Source organism: Flavobacterium sp. AC267, assembly GCF_979258715.1.
In genome coordinates, this window is the sequence record NZ_OZ409875.1 from 1841220 (window position 1) to 1857907 (window position 16688).

The window sequence follows — 16688 nt, forward strand, 5'->3', positions numbered from 1 at the left end:
GGGCAAATTGTTACAAATTAGACATCTAAGATTTAGATAAAATCTAAGGTGTCGTTTCACAAATATATTGGTTAATTCTAAAATAGTTTTAGTTAATTTGCATTAATTATGAAATTACAGCATCAAGTCGTTTTATCGATAGGCAGCAACCAAGGCTGACGAGATTAGAAAACATCCAAAATTGTATTGATTTAATCCATCAAAAGGTCGGCACTGTCATTCAGGTTTCCAAACTTTACGAAACTCCTGCGTGGGGTTTTGAGAGCGATGCATTTTATAATTGTGCACTTCTTTTGCATACCAATTCGTCTGCACAAAAAATACTAAATCAAGTTTTAAAAGTTGAAAAAGAATTAGGAAGAATCCGCTTGAATCAAGAAGGTTATCAGTCCAGAATTATCGATGTTGATTTGATTGTTTTTGATAATGAAATTATTGATTCGGAGAAACTTCAGATTCCGCATCCGCTAATGCAAAACAGAAATTTTGTTTTACTGCCGATGAAAGACTTAAAGTTGAATTGGAGACATCCCATTCTGCAGAAAACTATCGCGGAATTAATTGCTGTTTCTCCAGATGAAAGTGTTTGTACAGTGGTTCAGGATTTGAAAAATCCACTTAACGAAATCCCGTTGAGTCAATTTAATTATATTTCTTTTGAAGGCAATATTGGTGCCGGTAAAACAACTTTAGTGCATAAAATCGCCGAAGATTTTAATGCCAAAACGGTTTTAGAAAGATTTGCCGATAATCCGTTTCTGCCAAAATTTTATAAAGATCAAAACAGATATGCCTTTCCTCTAGAAATGTCCTTTTTAGCCGATCGTTATCAGCAGTTATCAGATGATTTGGCGCAGTTCGATTTGTTTAAAGATTTTATAGTAGCCGATTATCATATTTTTAAATCTTTGATTTTTGCTAAGATTACTTTGCAGGAAGACGAATATCGTTTGTACAGAAATTTATTTGATATTATTTACAAAGAAATGCCAAAACCAGATCTGTATGTTTATTTATATCAAAATACAGAACGGTCAGCGCAAAACATCAAGAAACGAGGACGCACTTACGAACAGAATATCGAAGCTTCTTATTTAGAAAAAATTAACAACGGCTATTTAGAATATATAAAATCACAAACCGATTTGAATGTTTTAATCATTGATGTATCTGACCGTGATTTTGTAAAAAAACACGAAGATTATGTTTTTATTTTAGATGAAATCAAGAAGAAGTTGAACTAATGTGGTAATTAGTAAATTAGATAATTCTTTATGTATATTTATTTATCTAATTTTCAAATTGACACATTTTCTAATTCTAAATTGACACATTTTCTAATTAAAACTATCTCTTTAAAGTAAAATGACCTCGTAAAATAGGCATTGTATCGTCTATTTTTAAGGCGTACCAATAATCAGAAGCGGGAAGCGGGACTTGGTTTAAATTACCGTCCCAGCTCATTTTTGATCTGCTTAATTGGACAACTAATTTTCCGTATCGATCAAAAATTGTGACTTCTGCCTGTGGATAATTTTCCATGCCGGTAACTTCCCAAATATCGTTAAAAGTATCGTTGTTAGGAGTAAAGAATGGAGGAAAAACAAGAACTACAAATTGTTTTGTGGCTTGTCCGCGACCACTTTTTTCACGTGCATATGCCGTTTGAAGTCCGCCGGGAACATCAAAAAAAATGTTAGAATCTTGAAAATTAATTCCATCTACAGAATACTCAAAATAATCTTCAGCTTTAACAGGATAAATTATAGCTCTTGTTCCTTCAACATCGATACGATCTATCTGTGGTATTTTGTGTTCTTCGACAATAATAGTTTTTCTGCTGGTGCAATTTTCAGGAGCAGGGCTACTAACATCTACGGTATAAGTTCCGCCTGCATTAACAGTAATAGTTTGTGTTGTTGCTCCATTTGACCAAAGATAATTCATTCCAGAAATTCCAGCGTCCAGTGTTATGGTTTGAAGCTGGCATAAAGGAAAGGTTTCGTTCGTAATAACAGGCGGTGTATAAATTAGGATATCTATAGGAGTTCGAGTAGAATTAATACAGCCATTGTTTGAAGCTTCGGCATAATAAGTTGTATTGGTTGAAATTGTGGGAGTTGTAAAACTACTTCCTGTGAACACACTATTACCTCCTGTAGCAGTTGTAAACCAATTAATTATTCCAATATTTGAAGTCGCTTTCATAGTGACAGTTCCAGGTCCGCAGTTAGAATAAGAACTTTGTTCTGCAACAGGTGTTGTCGGAGTAGTATTTACAACAGCAGTTACAGATTTTCGGTTTGATTCGCAACCTGCATCTACATAATAAGTTGTAGTTGTACTTATTGATGGAGTTGTGTAAGAAGTTCCCGTTCCTAATAAATTACCCCCAATTGCAGTATCAAACCAACGAATTGTTGCTCCGATCGTTGCTGTTGCATTAAACGTAAAAGTTCCTGAATCGCAAACAGCGTTCAGATTAGTAGCTGGAGTTGCGACTGGAATAGTAATTTTGGTACTTGCGGCAATTTCTAAAGGAACTTCGCCCGGCATGCCGCCATATTCTACAACATATCCTTTTGGCTGATAGTTACCATTCGAGTCTCCAGTGTTTGATAAATCATTCCAAGAGCCTCTTATTCCAACACCTGGCTGTGTAATATGGGCATAGTCCTCATCTCCTTGTTGGTTGGGCTCGCCCGAATTCCAAAATGCAAAATTTGGAGTTGAGCCATTTGCGTTTCCATTCCAGAAAATAGTTCCAGCTTCAGGGCCGGTTACCCATTTCCAAATACCTTCTGTTTCAGCATCGCTTCCTCCAATCCATCCTGTTCCAGAAGCTTGTTCACCTATTAGTTTGGCTTCATCTGTTGATGAAATAGTGGCTAAATATCCTTGAAGTCCATAATAAGTACTTGCCGAAGCTAAATCTCTTGCATTTGTCCAAGTGACTCCCACATTCGGAATAAATAAATAATAATGTCCCGTAGAAGGAAGATAATTGGCTTGTCCTATTGTGATAGAAAATGTTCTTGTTCCAGAAGCCGTCGCGACCGAATTGTTAAATACAACATCTTTTACAGCCGCAACAAAATCAGCATAAGGTGTTTCAGTAGCCGCGTTTAATCCAGACAATCTTAATTTTCCAGAAGTTGCGTCCCAACTCGTTACAATATTTGGATGTAACGACGCATTTGTTAATTCTAATTGATCAAAACCACTGGAATATCCTGATGAGATTTGAATATAAAGTACTTGTGTTCCATTTTCTGCAGGATCGTGATTAATGGTAAAATCAGTAACAATATTGATAGAAGTCTGCGGGCAGTAAATTTGATCTCCTTGCGCAATAAGTTTAGGCGGATCAATTACAAAATTATTTTTTTTTGACTTTTTTATTTTTGGTTTTATGGGATGTTTTGAAGTTAGTGCATTGTTTTTGTTAAAAGTTTCTCTATTTTCATTTGCAATTGAAAAATTAAAACTTAAAGCGTAAAACAAAAGAAGAATAACTGGTAATTTGATATTTTTCATTCGTTAAAAATATCAACTAATAAATTATAAAAAAATAAATTTCTATTTTGACCAGTTTATTTTTTGAAATAAATCCCAAACCACAATTCCAGCACTTACTGCAATATTAAGAGAGTGTTTGGTTCCAAGCTGAGGAATTTCAATACATCCGTCGCATATTGCAACGGCTTCTTGGGCTACACCATATACTTCATTACCAAAAACCAATGCATATTTTTGATTTTTTTCAGTTTTAAAATCTTGAAGAAAAATCGCACTTTCGACCTGCTCTATTGCCATTGTTAGAACATTTTCTTTTTTGAGATTTTCAATAACTTCAAGGACATTTTCATGATGTTCCCAAATGACAGTTTCAGTTGCACCTAAAGCAGTTTTATGAATTTCTTTATTTGGAGGAGTTGCAGTAATACCGCATAAGATTATTTTTTCGATCAAAAACGCATCTGCAGTTCTAAAAACAGAACCAATATTATGAAGGCTTCGGATATCATCTAAAACTAATATTAGAGGTGTTTTTTCAGATTTCTTAAAATCTTCAATTGATTTGCGGTCCAGTTCGCTGTTTTCGAGTTTTCTCATTGGTGTTGAATTCAAGTCATAAAAAAAGCTTCCAAAGATAAGGAAGCTTTTTCGATTTATTTTAAATGTTTTTCAGATTAGCTTTTTACTGGATCTGGTAAAACAGTACCTTTAATAGTAAGGGTTTTTGTAGGCTGTCCTTCTGCGTTAGAAGTAACAGTTACCGTTTTTGTAAAAGCACCAACTCTGTCAGTAGCATATTTTACACCGATAACACCTTTAGCACCTGGTGCGATTGGCTCTTTTGGAGTAGTTGGAACAGTACATCCGCAAGATCCTTGAGTGTTTGTAATAATCAATGGTTTAGTTCCGTTGTTTACAAAAACAAACTCACGTTTTCCATCAGCATTGTGAGCGATAGTTCCGTAATCGATAGTTTCAGTTTCAAAAGCCATTCCAGCTCCTTCAACTTTTGCAACTTTAGCAGTCTTAGCTTTTTTAGTTGTTTGTGCATTCGTAGCCGTAATACCAGCTACAGCTAACATAGCGAATAAAATTATTTTTTTCATTGTTTCTAGGGTCTTTTTTAATGATAAACAAAGCTATGTAAAAATCTTAAATCACAACCTAAAAATATCTTAAAATATTTTAATTTTTGAAGTTTTCGATATGCCGTCAAAAAATCTTAAATTCGCTGTCTTAATTTTTCATTTAAAACATAATAATTTGGCAACTAAAGAGAAAGTGGTGAAAGAAACACCTTTAATGAAACAGTACAACGAAATCAAGGCTAAATATCCTGATGCATGTCTGCTTTTCAGAGTAGGAGATTTTTATGAAACCTTTGGAGAAGACGCCATTAGAGCTTCAAAAATTTTAGGAATAACACTAACTAAAAGAGGAGCAGGGTCTGAAACTGAAACAGCTCTGGCTGGTTTTCCGCATCATTCTGTAAATACCTATCTGCCAAAACTAGTTAAAGCTGGACTTCGAGTAGCAATCTGTGATCAGCTTGAAGATCCAAAAATGACTAAAACAATTGTCAAAAGAGGCGTAACGGAACTTGTAACTCCTGGTGTTTCTTTAAATGATGAAGTATTGCATTCAAAATCAAATAACTTTTTAGCATCTGTTTATTTTGCCAATAAAAATATTGGGGTTGCTTTTTTGGATGTTTCAACAGGAGAGTTTTTAACTGCTCAGGGAAATGCCGAATACATTGATAAATTATTACAGAACTTTAATCCAAGTGAGGTTTTGGTCCCAAAGAATAATAAAGGCGATTTTAAAAGTGCTTTTGGTGAAGATTTTCATAGTTTTTATCTAGAAGACTGGATTTATAAAGAAGATTATGCTTTAGAAACACTGACAAAACATTTTCAAACCGTTTCTTTAAAAGGGTTTGGGGTTGAGGAATTGAAAGAAGGAATTATTGCTTCTGGTGCTATTTTGTATTATTTATCAGAAACACAACACAATCGTGTACAGCATATCACGGCGATTCAGCGTATTGCAGAAGATGCGTATGTATGGATGGATCGTTTTACGATTAGAAACTTAGAATTATACCATAGTTATAATCCAAATGCAGTTACGCTTTTGGATGTTATAGATAAAACACTTTCTCCAATGGGAGGACGTTTGTTAAAACGCTGGCTTGCGCTTCCTTTAAAAGATGCAAATAAAGTGAAAAGCCGACATGAAGTTGTGGCTTACTTGAAATCGAATCCAGAAATTCTGCATAATATTCAATATCAAATTAAGCAGATTTCAGATTTGGAACGTTTGATTTCTAAAATAGCAAGCAGGAAAAGTATCGCCTAGAGAAATTGTTTATTTGAAAGAATCCCTAGGCGCTATTATTCCGATAAAAACACTTGCGCTCGAAAGTCCGCAGGAAGCGGTGAAAGTAATTGGAGATAGTCTGCATGCTTGTGAGCTTCTTCGCGAAAAAATTAAAACTACCTTAAATCAAGATGCGCCGGTTGCAATCTCAAAAGGAAATGCAATTGCAAGCGGGATTAGTGAAGAATTGGATGAGCTTCGTGCGATCTCAACTTCTGGAAAAGAATTTTTGGAAGGAATTGAAAAAAGAGAATCAGAAAGAACGGGGATTTCTTCATTGAAAATTTCATTTAATAATGTCTTTGGATATTATATCGAAGTTCGAAATACGCATAAAGATAAAGTTCCAGAAGAATGGATTCGTAAACAGACTTTGGTAAACGCAGAACGTTATATTACGGAAGAGTTGAAAGAATATGAAACCAAGATTTTAGGAGCTGAAGAAAAGATATATAAAATAGAAAGCGAGCTTTTTGAGCAATTAGTAGCTTGGATTAGCACTTATATTAAGCCGGTTCAAATGAATGCTTATTTGGTCGCGCAGTTAGACTGTTTGTGTTCGTTTACGCAAATGGCAGTTGAAAACCAATATGTACAGCCAGAAATTGACGAAACGTTTGAATTGGATATTAAAAACGGAAGACATCCAGTAATTGAAAAACAATTGCCGGTAGGAACACCTTATATTGCAAATGATGTTTTTCTTGATAGAGAAACACAGCAGTTGATTATGATCACGGGTCCGAACATGTCTGGTAAGTCGGCTATTTTAAGACAGACAGCTTTAATTGTACTTTTGGCGCAGATGGGGAGTTTTGTTCCTGCAGACAGCGTTAGAATGGGAATTGTGGATAAAATTTTTACCAGAGTAGGAGCTTCCGATAATATTTCGATGGGTGAATCTACTTTTATGGTTGAAATGAATGAAACGGCTTCGATTTTGAATAATATTTCAGATCGTAGTTTGGTTCTTTTAGATGAGATTGGAAGAGGAACTAGTACGTATGATGGAATTTCTATTGCTTGGGCAATTGCCGAATTTTTGCACGAACATCCAGGCAGGGCAAAAACACTTTTTGCGACGCATTACCATGAGTTGAATGAAATGACAGAATCGATGCCTAGAATTCAGAATTTTAACGTCGCGGTAAAAGAATTAAAAGATACTGTTTTGTTTGTTAGAAAGCTTGTAAAAGGAGGAAGTGCACATAGTTTCGGAATCCACGTAGCAAAAATGGCTGGAATGCCGCGACTTGTTATTTCTAGAGCACAAAAACTTTTAAAGAAGCTGGAGAAGAATCATTCGAGTGACGCTTTACATGGAATAAAAGCGACTAATGATGAAATGCAGATGAGTTTCTTTAATTTGGATGATCCATTATTAGAAGAAATAAAAGAAGAGATTTTGAGTCTAGATATTAATGCAATCACACCAGTTGAAGCATTGATGAAGCTGAATGAAATCAAAAGAATGCTGGTTAAAAAATAATTTCAAAAAATTTTCAAGTTTAAAGTTTAGGTTATCAGAACATTATAAAATAAGTAAACTTTTTTTTCAAAAAACGCTTGTTTAATTGAATAAATGTCCTAAATTTGCACTCGCAATACGAAACAAGTTGAGTATTGCAGAGTTCTTAAATAGAATTTGAAACGCGAAAATAGCTCAGTTGGTAGAGCGCGACCTTGCCAAGGTCGAGGTCGCGGGTTCGAGCCCCGTTTTTCGCTCAAAAACCATATTATGCTCGGATGGTGAAATTGGTAGACACGCTGGACTTAAAATCCAGTGAACAGCAATGTTCGTGCGGGTTCAAGTCCCGCTCTGAGTACTAAAGCCTCTTCTTTTGAAGAGGCTTTTTTTATTGTGTAAATTTAAATTTGAAATAATAAATTTACGCAGTAAATTTATATGTGATCAACAATCAACAATCAACAATCAACAATCAACAATCAACAATCAACAATCAACAATCAACAATCAACAATCAACAATCAACAATCAACAATCAACAATCAACAATCAACAATCAACAATCAACAATCAACAATCAACAATCAACAATCAACAATCAACAATCAACAATCTAAAATCTAAAATTGTAAATGGGGGCTTTTGTAATTAGCAAGCGGTTTAATGATGAGTATAAATTTACATTTACTTCGCGCAGGGGGAAGGTTATCTTTACGAGTTTGAGTTATGAATTGAGATTTGAGTGTGAGGAGGATATTGAAAAGTTTAAGAAGAATATTGATCTTGCAAGGTTTTTGAAGTTTAAAGGGTCTGGAGGTAAGTATTTTTTTAAATTGATGCTGGGTGAAGTTCACTTTGCTACAAGTCGAAAATACAGTACTGAATTGCTTTTGCAAAAAGGTATAAAAGAGATTGTGACTTATTCTTCTAAATCGGAGATTTTGGATTTCTCGTCAAGTGAATCTATTTTTGGTGATGAAGATGAGGAAAATGAAGATGAAGTTGCGGAATAAAAAAAAGCGTTTACAATTTGTAAACGCTTTTTTTTATTATTATTGAAATAGGATTAATGTCGAAATTAATCATAAAAAAAACCATCTAAAAGATGGTTTTAAAATCGTTAGAACTTAGGTTCTAATTATTTTTTTACTTCTTCTACTTTAGCAGCGACTGAATCAACTTTAGCAGCGAAGCAGAATCAACAGTTGCAGCTAGACTGAATCAACAACAGCAGCGACTGAATCAACAGTAACAGCAGTAGAATCTACAGCGACTTCTGAAGCGAGCAGCTGTCAGCTTTTTTACAAGATACAACAGTTAAAACAGCAACAACAGCTAAACTTAAAAATACTTTTTTCATCTTACTTTATTATAAAAGGTTAATTATTAATTCGTGGCAAAGATATAAATTTTTTAATACGTAAAATATTTTTTCACTTTTTTTTTAAAATATTTTCCTTACTCACGATTATCTTAGTTATCAAATAATATGCCAAAATAACAAAAATAAATTATATTATGGTATGTTTTGTCTAATTTATTTTTTGTTGAAAATTCTATCGCTGTTTTGGCTCTTTTAATTGCGTTTGTTGTGGTTTATTTTGTTTTTTATAGAATATTCGATTCTTTCAAATGTGCAAAAAATATATTTTTATGGATTTAATTATCGCAAAAAGTCTGTAATCGATCTAAAATTTAAGATTCAAGAGGTTTTAAAACGCTTTTTATAATGGTTTCTGTTGCTCCTTGATTGTCTTGAATAAATGATTTACAAATCCTGCTTCTAGTTGTAAATACTTCATTATCAAGTAGTAGTTGGTCGAAAGTGATTTTTAGTTCTTTAATATTAGAAATAACCGTGCATCCTTCTAGGTTTACTAGAGAAATAGCTTCTGCGAAATTAGAATAATTAGGTCCTATTACAATTGGAATTCCGAAAGCAAGCAGGTTCTAAAATATTGTGAATTCCAGGATTTCCAAATCCACCGCCCACATAAGCAATTGTTCCGTAACTGTAGATCTTCGTTAAAAGGCCAACGGTGTCGATTATAAAAACATCGCGACTTGATAAATCCTTATTTTCTTTTTCTGAAAATAAAACCGTTGATTTTGTAATTTGTGATTTAAGGTTTGAAATTTGATCAGCTTTAATATTGTGTGGGGCAATGATAAATTTAACATCATCAGGTGCTTGATTGATATATTCGGCTATTAAAACTTCATCCTTAGGCCATGAACTTCCAATGACGATGGTCTTTTTGTTGTTTTTGAAATTTTCGATATAATCCAGTTTGTTGTCTCTTTCTAAAATGGCGACAACGCGATCAAAACGTGTATCGCCGGAAACAATTACATTATCAAATCCAATGGATTGAATTTTTTGCTTAGAACTTTCGTTTTGGACAAAAAAGAAAGTAAATGCTTTTAAAGCTTTTCTGTAAAAACCTCCGTACCATTTAAAAAACATTTGATTGTCTCTGAAAATTCCTGAAATCAAATAAGTTGGAGTTTTGCTTTCCTCTAATTCTTTTAAATAATTGAGCCAAAATTCATATTTAATAAAAAAAGCAAGTTCGGGATGAACTAGTTTTAAAAATTTCTTTGCATTGCTTTTTGTGTCTAACGGAAGGTAAATAGTAATATCTGCAACTGTGTTATTTTTACGCACTTCGTATCCAGAAGGGGAAAAAAAGGTTACAATAATTTTATGTGAAGGATATTTTTCTTTGATTTTTTCAATCACAGGAAGTCCTTGCTCGTATTCGCCAAGTGAAGCCGAATGGAACCATATCGTTTTGTCTTCGGGTTTTATTTTTTCTTCTAAAATTGCAAAGACATTTTTTCGGCCTTCAACAAAAAGCTTGATTTTTGGACTAAACAACGCTATGATTCTAAGGAAAAACCCCGCTAAAGAAACGACTAAATTGTATAAAAAAAGCATGTAATAATTTTTGCGACTAAATTACATTTCTTTCGACTATTTTCATTGGTTTGAAGCTATTAATAACTATTTTTGTTCCTCCTTTTAGAGATTTCTATCTATAATAGAATCTTTACTTTTTAAATAGTATTCAAAATGAAAAAAATTCAAATGGTTGACTTGAAAAGTCAATATGAAAAAATAAAATCTACTGTAGATGCTTCAATTCAAGAGGTTTTAGATACAAATACTTATATAAACGGACCTTTAGTTCATCAATTTCAAAAAAATCTTGAAGATTATTTAGGTGCAAAACACGTTATTCCTTGTGCAAATGGAACTGATGCCCTGCAAATCGCAATGATGGGATTGGACCTAAAGCCAGGTGATGAGGTTATTACAGCCGATTTTACTTTTGTCGCTACTGTTGAGGTAATTGCATTATTGCAATTAACACCAGTTTTGGTTGATGTTGATATGGTAAATATGAATATTGATATCGACGCTGTTAAAAAAGCAATCACACCAAAAACAAAAGCAATTGTTCCTGTACATTTATTTGGCCGTGTCGCTAATATGGATGCGATTATGGAAATTGTCGCTGAGCATAATTTATATGTAATCGAAGATAATGCACAAGCAATTGGTGCAGATTATATTTCTAAATCTGGAGCAAAAAGCAAGGTGGGTACAATTGGTCATGTTGCGACAACTTCTTTCTTTCCTTCTAAAAATTTAGGATGTTATGGAGATGGTGGTGCTATTTTTACAAATGATGATAAACTAGCGCATGTAATCCGCGGAATTGTAAATCACGGAATGTACGAGCGATACCATCATGATGTTGTAGGGGTGAATTCTCGTTTGGATAGTATTCAAGCTGGGGTTTTAAATGCAAAACTTCCTTTATTGGATCAATATAATGAAGCGCGTCGTTTAGCGGCTTCAAAATACAATGCGGCTTTTGCAGGAAATGCACATATTATTACACCAGATTTTGATGCAGATGAAAATGATCATGTTTTTCATCAATATGTATTAAGAATTATAGATGCTGATCGAAATGCTTTAATGCAATATTTATTAGACAAAGGAATTCCATGTGCGATTTATTACCCAATTCCATTGCATTCGCAAAAAGCATATGTGGATCCTCGTTATAAAGAAGAGCAATTTCCAGTTACAAATCAATTGGTTCAAGAAGTAATTGCTTTGCCAATGCATACAGAACTTGATGATGAACAAATTAAATTTATTACAGATTCTGTCTTAGAGTTTTTAAAATAAGAATAAAGAGAATAGAATAGAGAAAATAGAATAGAGAAAATAGAATAAAGAAAATAGAACAAAGAGAATAGAATAAGGAGAATAGAAATATAAAGGATGATAGAAAAAGAATTATAGAAATTGAAATCTATATTCTTTATTCTATTTTCTATAATCTAAAAAAAATATATGAAAGTATTAGTAACAGGAGGACTTGGGTTTATTGGTTCTCACACGGTAGTCGAATTGCAAAATGAAGGTTTTGAAGTGGTAATAATTGATAATCTTTCGAATTCTTCAGAAGATGTTTTAAAAGGAATTACTGCCATTACGGGGAAAACGCCTTTATTCGAAAAAATTGATTTAAGAGAAAAAAGTGCCGTTCAGGATTTCTTTAAAAAACACAATGATGTTACTGGGGTTATTCATTTTGCAGCGTCAAAAGCAGTTGGAGAAAGTGTTGAGCGACCGTTATTATACTATGAAAACAACATTAGTAGTTTAGTTTATCTTTTACAAGAATTACAGCAAAAACCGGAAGCAAGTTTTATTTTTAGTTCTTCTTGTACAGTTTACGGTCAAGCCGAAAAAATGCCAATTACAGAAGATGCTCCAGTTCAGACAGCAATGTCTCCTTACGGAAATACGAAGCAAATTGGAGAAGAAATTATTACAGATACTGCTAAAGTGACTAATATCAGCGCGATTTTATTGCGTTATTTTAACCCGGTTGGAGCACATTCAAGTACAGAAATTGGAGAATTACCTTTAGGAGTTCCTCAAAATTTGGTTCCGTTTATAACACAAACAGGAATGGGACTGCGTCAGGAATTATCTGTTTTCGGAAATGATTATCCAACGCCGGACGGAACCGCAGTTCGTGATTATATTCACGTTGTCGATTTAGCGAAAGCGCACGTAATTGCTTTGAAGCGTTTATTCAATAAAAAGAATTTAGCGAAGGTTGAAACGTTTAATTTGGGAACTGGCACAGGAAGTTCTGTTTTGGAAGTAATTCAGAGTTTTGAAAAAGTAAGCGATAAAAAACTGCCATACGTAATTAAGCCTCGTCGCGAAGGCGATATCACCGAAGCTTATGCAAATACAGATAAAGCAAACAACGTTTTAGGCTGGAAAGCAGAATTAAGTTTAGACGAAGCAATGGCAAGTGCTTGGAAATGGGAGCAGAAAGTTCGCTCTTAGTTTAGTCTTCAGTCGCAGTTTAAGTTTTTAGTTGAAAACTAAATATAAAAAATCCCAAATGAATTTATCATTTGGGATTTTTATTTTAATTCAATTTATTTTGTAATTTTGTAAGATAAAATTGTAGGAATTATGAATTCGAAAAAAGAAGATAAAAAAAATGATAAGGTTGAAGAGCCTAGAGTAGAATACGAAATTCAAAAACCTAAATTTAAAGGAATAGATCCTGAAACTTTTGATTTTGATGCTGAGTTTGCAAGAGGGTTAACGCCGGAACAAGCAAAGGCTGAATCTATTAGAAGAATTAGAGAATGGTGGGGGAAATAGAAGTTATTTTTACGCCAGAAGTAATTCGATACCTAGATGATTTAGTTGTAACGTTATATAAAAAAGAATATTTTGGTTTTATTGAATCTGCAGAAGATTATGTTTCTGATATACATAATGCAATACCAGAAAGAATAAAAAAAACTCCTCATAAGAAAACCCCAAAAGCACTTCAATATTTAGGTTCAAATTATATTTTTTACAAGCCAACTGTCAGAACAACTTGGTATATTTTCTTTGAGAAAAGAAACCAAAATTATGTAATAACAGGAATTACAAATAATTACAGCGAAGAAGCAAAAGAGCTATAAAACAAAATCCTCATAAACATTTAGTTCATGAGGATTTTTTATTTAATATCGATAACTGAAAACTGAAAACCGAGACTGAATACTTAAAAATTAAGCATTAGCAGTAACAGCTTCTTTATCAATTTTATTAATCAAACCAGCTAATACTTTTCCTGGACCAACTTCAGTAAACAAAGTAGCGCCGTCGGCGATCATTTGCTGAACTGATTGAGTCCATTTTACAGGAGCAGTCAATTGAATGATTAAGTTCTTTTTGATTTCGTCTGCATCAGAAACTGCATTTGCAGTAACGTTTTGGTAAACAGGGCAGATAGGAGTAGAGAATGTAGTTGATTCAATCGTCTGCACCAATTCTTCTCTTGCTGGCTCCATCATTGGTGAGTGAAATGCTCCTCCAACAGGTAAAATTAAAGCACGTTTTGCTCCTGCTCGCTTTCATCGCTTCACAAGCTTTTTCAACAGCTGAAGTCTCTCCAGAAATTACCAATTGTCCTGGGCAGTTATAATTTGCTCGCAACCACAACTCCGTCAATAGAAGCGCAAACTTCTTCAACAACATTATCCGCTAAGCCTAAAACAGCGCCCATTGTAGATGGGGTGATTTCGCACGCTTTTTGCATTGCCAAAGCGCGTTGAGAAACTAATTTCAAACCATCTTCAAAAGATAAAGTTCCGTTGGCAACCAATGCTGAAAATTCGCCTAAAGAATGTCCTGCAACCATTTCTGGTTTAAAATCTTCGCCTAAAGTTTTTGCTAAAATAACTGAGTGTAAAAATACAGCCGGTCGCGTTACTTTAGTTTCTTTTAGTTCTTCGGCAGTACCTTCGAACATAATATCTGTAATTCTGAAACCTAAAATTTCATTGGCTTTTTCGAATAATTCTTTGGCTAAAGCCGAGTTTTCATATAAGTCTTTGCCCATTCCTGTAAATTGCGCGCCCTGACCTGGAAATACGTATGCTTTCATTTGTCTAATTTAATTTTTACTTTTTTTAAAATTGAAAATTAGTTTCAATTGGAAGGCAAAAATAGTATTTTTTTAGCTCGTATAATCTTTAAACATATAAATCCATGCTAATCTTGAAAATCGGAGATTAAAAGAAGTGAGTAAAGTAATGACAACAGCAATAATAGGAATGATTCTTAAATCAAATGTTTGATCGAAGAAAAATTGAGCAATACAATAAGTTGCAATTCCTTGAGCGACTGTTAATCCGTAGTTTACGTACATGGCGCCAAAGAAATATCCCGGTTCTTTTTGGAACTTGTAATTGCAATGACTGCAGTATTCATTCATTTTTGGTAAACCAAAAGTTAGAAAAATATTATTGTCTTTAAAAACTTTTCCTTTATGACAAACAGGACATTCGTTGCTTAGAATATGAGTTAATGCACTTGACATGATCTTGATGGTTTTTATTTATACAAAGGTAATTCAGAGTAAGATAAAAGTCTTTTTTATATCTTCGCGTATTATAGCACAATAAGGACATGTTGTTTGAAATTCCAAAAAAAGAAATTCCAAAAAAAGAAATTCCAAATTCCAAATTCCAAATTCCAAATTCCAAATTCCAAATTCCAAAAATCTACAATCTAATCCCGAGGCTTCGGGACTAAAATCTAAAATTTAATCGTGTTATGAAAAGATATCCCATTTACAGCGTACAGAATTTTAGTCGCAATGATATTCATCGTGATTTTTATGTAAATACATTTAAAGAACATTTAAAGAGTCACAGCTTTGTCGAAGAACCACATCGTCATGATTCGTATTTAATGGTGTTTTTCACCAATGGTTCAGGACAACACGAGGTCGATTTTGATCAATTTGAAATAAAAAGAGGAAGTTTGTTTGTTTTGCGACCAGGACAAATGCATCATTGGAATTTGTCTGAAGATATTGAAGGTTTTGTAATTATCTTTTCGCAGGAATTATATAATTTATATTTCGGACAGAAAAATATCAACGATTATAATTTTTATCATTCGATTCATAATCGTCCTGAGATGGTTTTTGAAGAAAATGAAATGCCAAAAATTCTTCCGTATTTTAATTTATTGATTGAGGAAAATCTTCAAAATAATAAATTGCAATTGGATAAATTGTTGAATCTGCTGGATTGCATTCACATCGAAATTTCGAGAAAGTACAGCGAAACCTATTCACATCAAACCCATTCGTACAATATTAAAATCAATAAATTTGAATCACTTTTAGAAGAATATTTCAGAGCTGAAAAACTGCCGTCTTTCTACGCAGAAAAACTAAATATCACTTTGAAGCATTTGAACAGAATCTGCAATGAAATTCTCCAAAAAACCGCGACAGAAGTGATTACCGACCGCGTAATTCTCGAAATAAAAAGAATGCTGATTGATAAACAATTAGCAGTAAATGAAGTCGCCTTTAAAGTGGGTTACGAAGATTATTCGTATTTCTCTCGATTCTTCAAAAAACAAACAGGATTGTCACCAACAGAATTTCGAAATACTGTGCGATGATTTTTAAGTTTGCCACGAATTACACGAATTTCCACGAATTAATTTTTGTACACTTAGCAGATAAAAAATTAGTGAAAATTCGTGTAATTCGTGGCAAGTCAAAAAACAAAAAAGCCTGCACTTCCTAAAAAGAGCAGGCTTTTTAACCAACCAAATTAAAACCTATTTTTAAAATTAAGCTTGTTTTACAAATTGTAATTCAATGTTTAATTTTACTTCTTCTCCAACTAAAACTCCTCCAGTTTCAAGAGCTGAGTTCCAGTTTAAACCCCAATCTTTACGATTAATTTTTCCTTCTATGCTTAAACCTACTTTAGTATTTCCCCAAGGATCAGTCATGATACCGCTAAATTCTACAGGAAATTTCACTTCTTTAGAAACACCTTTGATCGTTAAATCACCAGTTAATTGGTAATCACCAGCATCAATTTTTTTGAAAGATGAACCTTTGAAAGTTAATTTTGGATTGTTTTCTACATCAAAAAAGTCTGCACTTCTTAAATGCCCGTCTCTATCTGCATTTGCAGTATCGATAGAAGCGATATCGCCAGAAAATTCAATCGCGCCGTTTTCGAAATCTTCTCCTTCTGTAGTAATTGTTGCATCGTAAGTTCCAAATTTTCCTGAAACATTTGTAAACATCATGTGTTTAACTTTAAAACCAATTTCTGAGTGAGTTGGGTCAATTGACCATTTTGTAGTTGCCATAATTTTTATTTTTAAATAATTAATTTCATTTTGATAGGACAAAGTTACATCAGGTGTCTTCATTCGGCACTTAACCTATAT

The 16688-nt window shown here is 33.4% G+C and carries 11 protein-coding genes, 2 tRNA genes and 4 pseudogenes; 10 read left to right on the top strand and 7 right to left on the bottom strand.

Annotated elements, in window-relative coordinates; all coding sequences use genetic code 11:
* Positions 1-108: 108 nt before the first annotated feature.
* A pseudogene (gene folK / locus ACZZ95_RS09465) lies at positions 109-1244 on the top strand (2-amino-4-hydroxy-6-hydroxymethyldihydropteridine diphosphokinase).
* Between the two features lie 103 nt (positions 1245-1347).
* Here folK and ACZZ95_RS09470 read toward each other — a convergent pair.
* The 3 genes from ACZZ95_RS09470 to ACZZ95_RS09480 all read right to left on the bottom strand — a co-directional run bounded on the left by ACZZ95_RS09470 (position 1348) and on the right by ACZZ95_RS09480 (position 4625).
* A complete protein-coding gene (locus ACZZ95_RS09470) occupies positions 1348-3537 on the bottom strand; it encodes an Ig-like domain-containing protein (RefSeq protein ID WP_463468844.1) in 2190 nt (729 codons plus the stop codon).
* Positions 3538-3579: 42 nt separating this feature from the next.
* Positions 3580-4116: an RNA methyltransferase gene (locus ACZZ95_RS09475; protein WP_463468845.1), complete on the bottom strand. Its 537-nt coding sequence runs from the start codon at positions 4114-4116 to the stop codon at positions 3580-3582.
* A 77-nt stretch (positions 4117-4193) separates the two neighbouring features.
* Positions 4194-4625 (bottom strand): DUF1573 domain-containing protein, encoded by a 432-nt coding sequence (locus ACZZ95_RS09480; protein ID WP_095953417.1) that lies wholly within the window; start codon positions 4623-4625, stop codon positions 4194-4196.
* Between the two features lie 157 nt (positions 4626-4782).
* On the opposite strand from ACZZ95_RS09480, the pseudogene mutS reads away from it, so the two are divergent.
* From mutS to ACZZ95_RS09500, 4 genes and pseudogenes are all read left to right on the top strand, one after another.
* Positions 4783-7390 (top strand): annotated as a pseudogene (gene mutS / locus ACZZ95_RS09485) (DNA mismatch repair protein MutS).
* Between the two features lie 163 nt (positions 7391-7553).
* Positions 7554-7626: transfer RNA gene (locus ACZZ95_RS09490), tRNA-Gly, on the top strand.
* A gap of 15 nt (positions 7627-7641) precedes the next feature.
* A tRNA-Leu gene (locus tag ACZZ95_RS09495) sits at positions 7642-7727 on the top strand.
* 274 nt (positions 7728-8001) lie between these two features.
* A complete protein-coding gene (locus tag ACZZ95_RS09500) occupies positions 8002-8382 on the top strand; it encodes a DUF1508 domain-containing protein (protein ID WP_463468846.1) in 381 nt (126 codons plus the stop codon).
* A gap of 682 nt (positions 8383-9064) precedes the next feature.
* Here the strand turns inward: ACZZ95_RS09500 and ACZZ95_RS09505 are convergent.
* Positions 9065-10310: pseudogene (locus tag ACZZ95_RS09505) on the bottom strand (3-deoxy-D-manno-octulosonic acid transferase).
* A 135-nt stretch (positions 10311-10445) separates the two neighbouring features.
* Between ACZZ95_RS09505 and ACZZ95_RS09510 the strand changes: the two are divergent.
* The 4 genes from ACZZ95_RS09510 to ACZZ95_RS09525 all read left to right on the top strand — a co-directional run bounded on the left by ACZZ95_RS09510 (position 10446) and on the right by ACZZ95_RS09525 (position 13396).
* Entirely contained in the window at positions 10446-11576 is a 1131-nt protein-coding gene (locus ACZZ95_RS09510) for a DegT/DnrJ/EryC1/StrS family aminotransferase (RefSeq protein WP_463468847.1), read from the top strand.
* Positions 11577-11744: 168 nt separating this feature from the next.
* Complete coding sequence (gene galE / locus ACZZ95_RS09515; protein WP_463468848.1) at positions 11745-12758, top strand: UDP-glucose 4-epimerase GalE; 1014 nt, start codon at positions 11745-11747, stop codon at positions 12756-12758.
* Between the two features lie 132 nt (positions 12759-12890).
* Complete coding sequence (locus ACZZ95_RS09520) at positions 12891-13085, top strand: hypothetical protein (protein ID WP_095953422.1); 195 nt, start codon at positions 12891-12893, stop codon at positions 13083-13085.
* Positions 13070-13396, top strand: coding sequence for a hypothetical protein (locus ACZZ95_RS09525; RefSeq protein ID WP_463468849.1), 327 nt, complete (start codon positions 13070-13072; stop codon positions 13394-13396). The genes ACZZ95_RS09520 and ACZZ95_RS09525 overlap by 16 nt, the downstream gene beginning before the upstream one ends.
* Positions 13397-13486: 90 nt before the next feature.
* Here ACZZ95_RS09525 and fabD read toward each other — a convergent pair.
* Positions 13487-14364: pseudogene (gene fabD / locus ACZZ95_RS09530) on the bottom strand (ACP S-malonyltransferase).
* Positions 14365-14436: 72 nt separating this feature from the next.
* On the bottom strand, positions 14437-14799 hold the full coding sequence (locus tag ACZZ95_RS09535; RefSeq protein WP_095953425.1) for a DUF983 domain-containing protein: 363 nt from the start codon (positions 14797-14799) through the stop codon (positions 14437-14439).
* Positions 14800-15035: 236 nt separating this feature from the next.
* Here ACZZ95_RS09535 and ACZZ95_RS09540 point away from each other — a divergent pair, with 236 nt between their 5' ends.
* Positions 15036-15899, top strand: a complete 864-nt coding sequence (locus ACZZ95_RS09540) for a helix-turn-helix domain-containing protein (RefSeq protein ID WP_463468850.1) — start codon at positions 15036-15038, stop codon at positions 15897-15899.
* A 174-nt stretch (positions 15900-16073) separates the two neighbouring features.
* Here ACZZ95_RS09540 and ACZZ95_RS09545 read toward each other — a convergent pair whose 3' ends face one another.
* Positions 16074-16607, bottom strand: a complete 534-nt coding sequence (locus ACZZ95_RS09545; RefSeq protein WP_463468851.1) for a YceI family protein — start codon at positions 16605-16607, stop codon at positions 16074-16076.
* Positions 16608-16688 lie beyond the last annotated feature (81 nt).

Bases quoted from the DNA above. Each gene is read 5' to 3' on its own strand.
- ACZZ95_RS09470 (WP_463468844.1), bottom strand. From the start codon at position 3,537: ATGAAAAATATCAAATTACCAGTTATTCTTCTTTTGTTTTACGCTTTA.
- ACZZ95_RS09475 (WP_463468845.1), bottom strand. From the start codon at position 4,116: ATGAGAAAACTCGAAAACAGCGAACTGGACCGCAAATCAATTGAAGAT.
- ACZZ95_RS09480 (WP_095953417.1), bottom strand. From the start codon at position 4,625: ATGAAAAAAATAATTTTATTCGCTATGTTAGCTGTAGCTGGTATTACG.
- ACZZ95_RS09500 (WP_463468846.1), top strand. From the start codon at position 8,002: ATGGGGGCTTTTGTAATTAGCAAGCGGTTTAATGATGAGTATAAATTT.
- ACZZ95_RS09510 (WP_463468847.1), top strand. From the start codon at position 10,446: ATGAAAAAAATTCAAATGGTTGACTTGAAAAGTCAATATGAAAAAATA.
- galE (WP_463468848.1), top strand. From the start codon at position 11,745: ATGAAAGTATTAGTAACAGGAGGACTTGGGTTTATTGGTTCTCACACG.
- ACZZ95_RS09520 (WP_095953422.1), top strand. From the start codon at position 12,891: ATGAATTCGAAAAAAGAAGATAAAAAAAATGATAAGGTTGAAGAGCCT.
- ACZZ95_RS09525 (WP_463468849.1), top strand. From the start codon at position 13,070: ATGGTGGGGGAAATAGAAGTTATTTTTACGCCAGAAGTAATTCGATAC.
- ACZZ95_RS09535 (WP_095953425.1), bottom strand. From the start codon at position 14,799: ATGTCAAGTGCATTAACTCATATTCTAAGCAACGAATGTCCTGTTTGT.
- ACZZ95_RS09540 (WP_463468850.1), top strand. From the start codon at position 15,036: ATGAAAAGATATCCCATTTACAGCGTACAGAATTTTAGTCGCAATGAT.
- ACZZ95_RS09545 (WP_463468851.1), bottom strand. From the start codon at position 16,607: ATGGCAACTACAAAATGGTCAATTGACCCAACTCACTCAGAAATTGGT.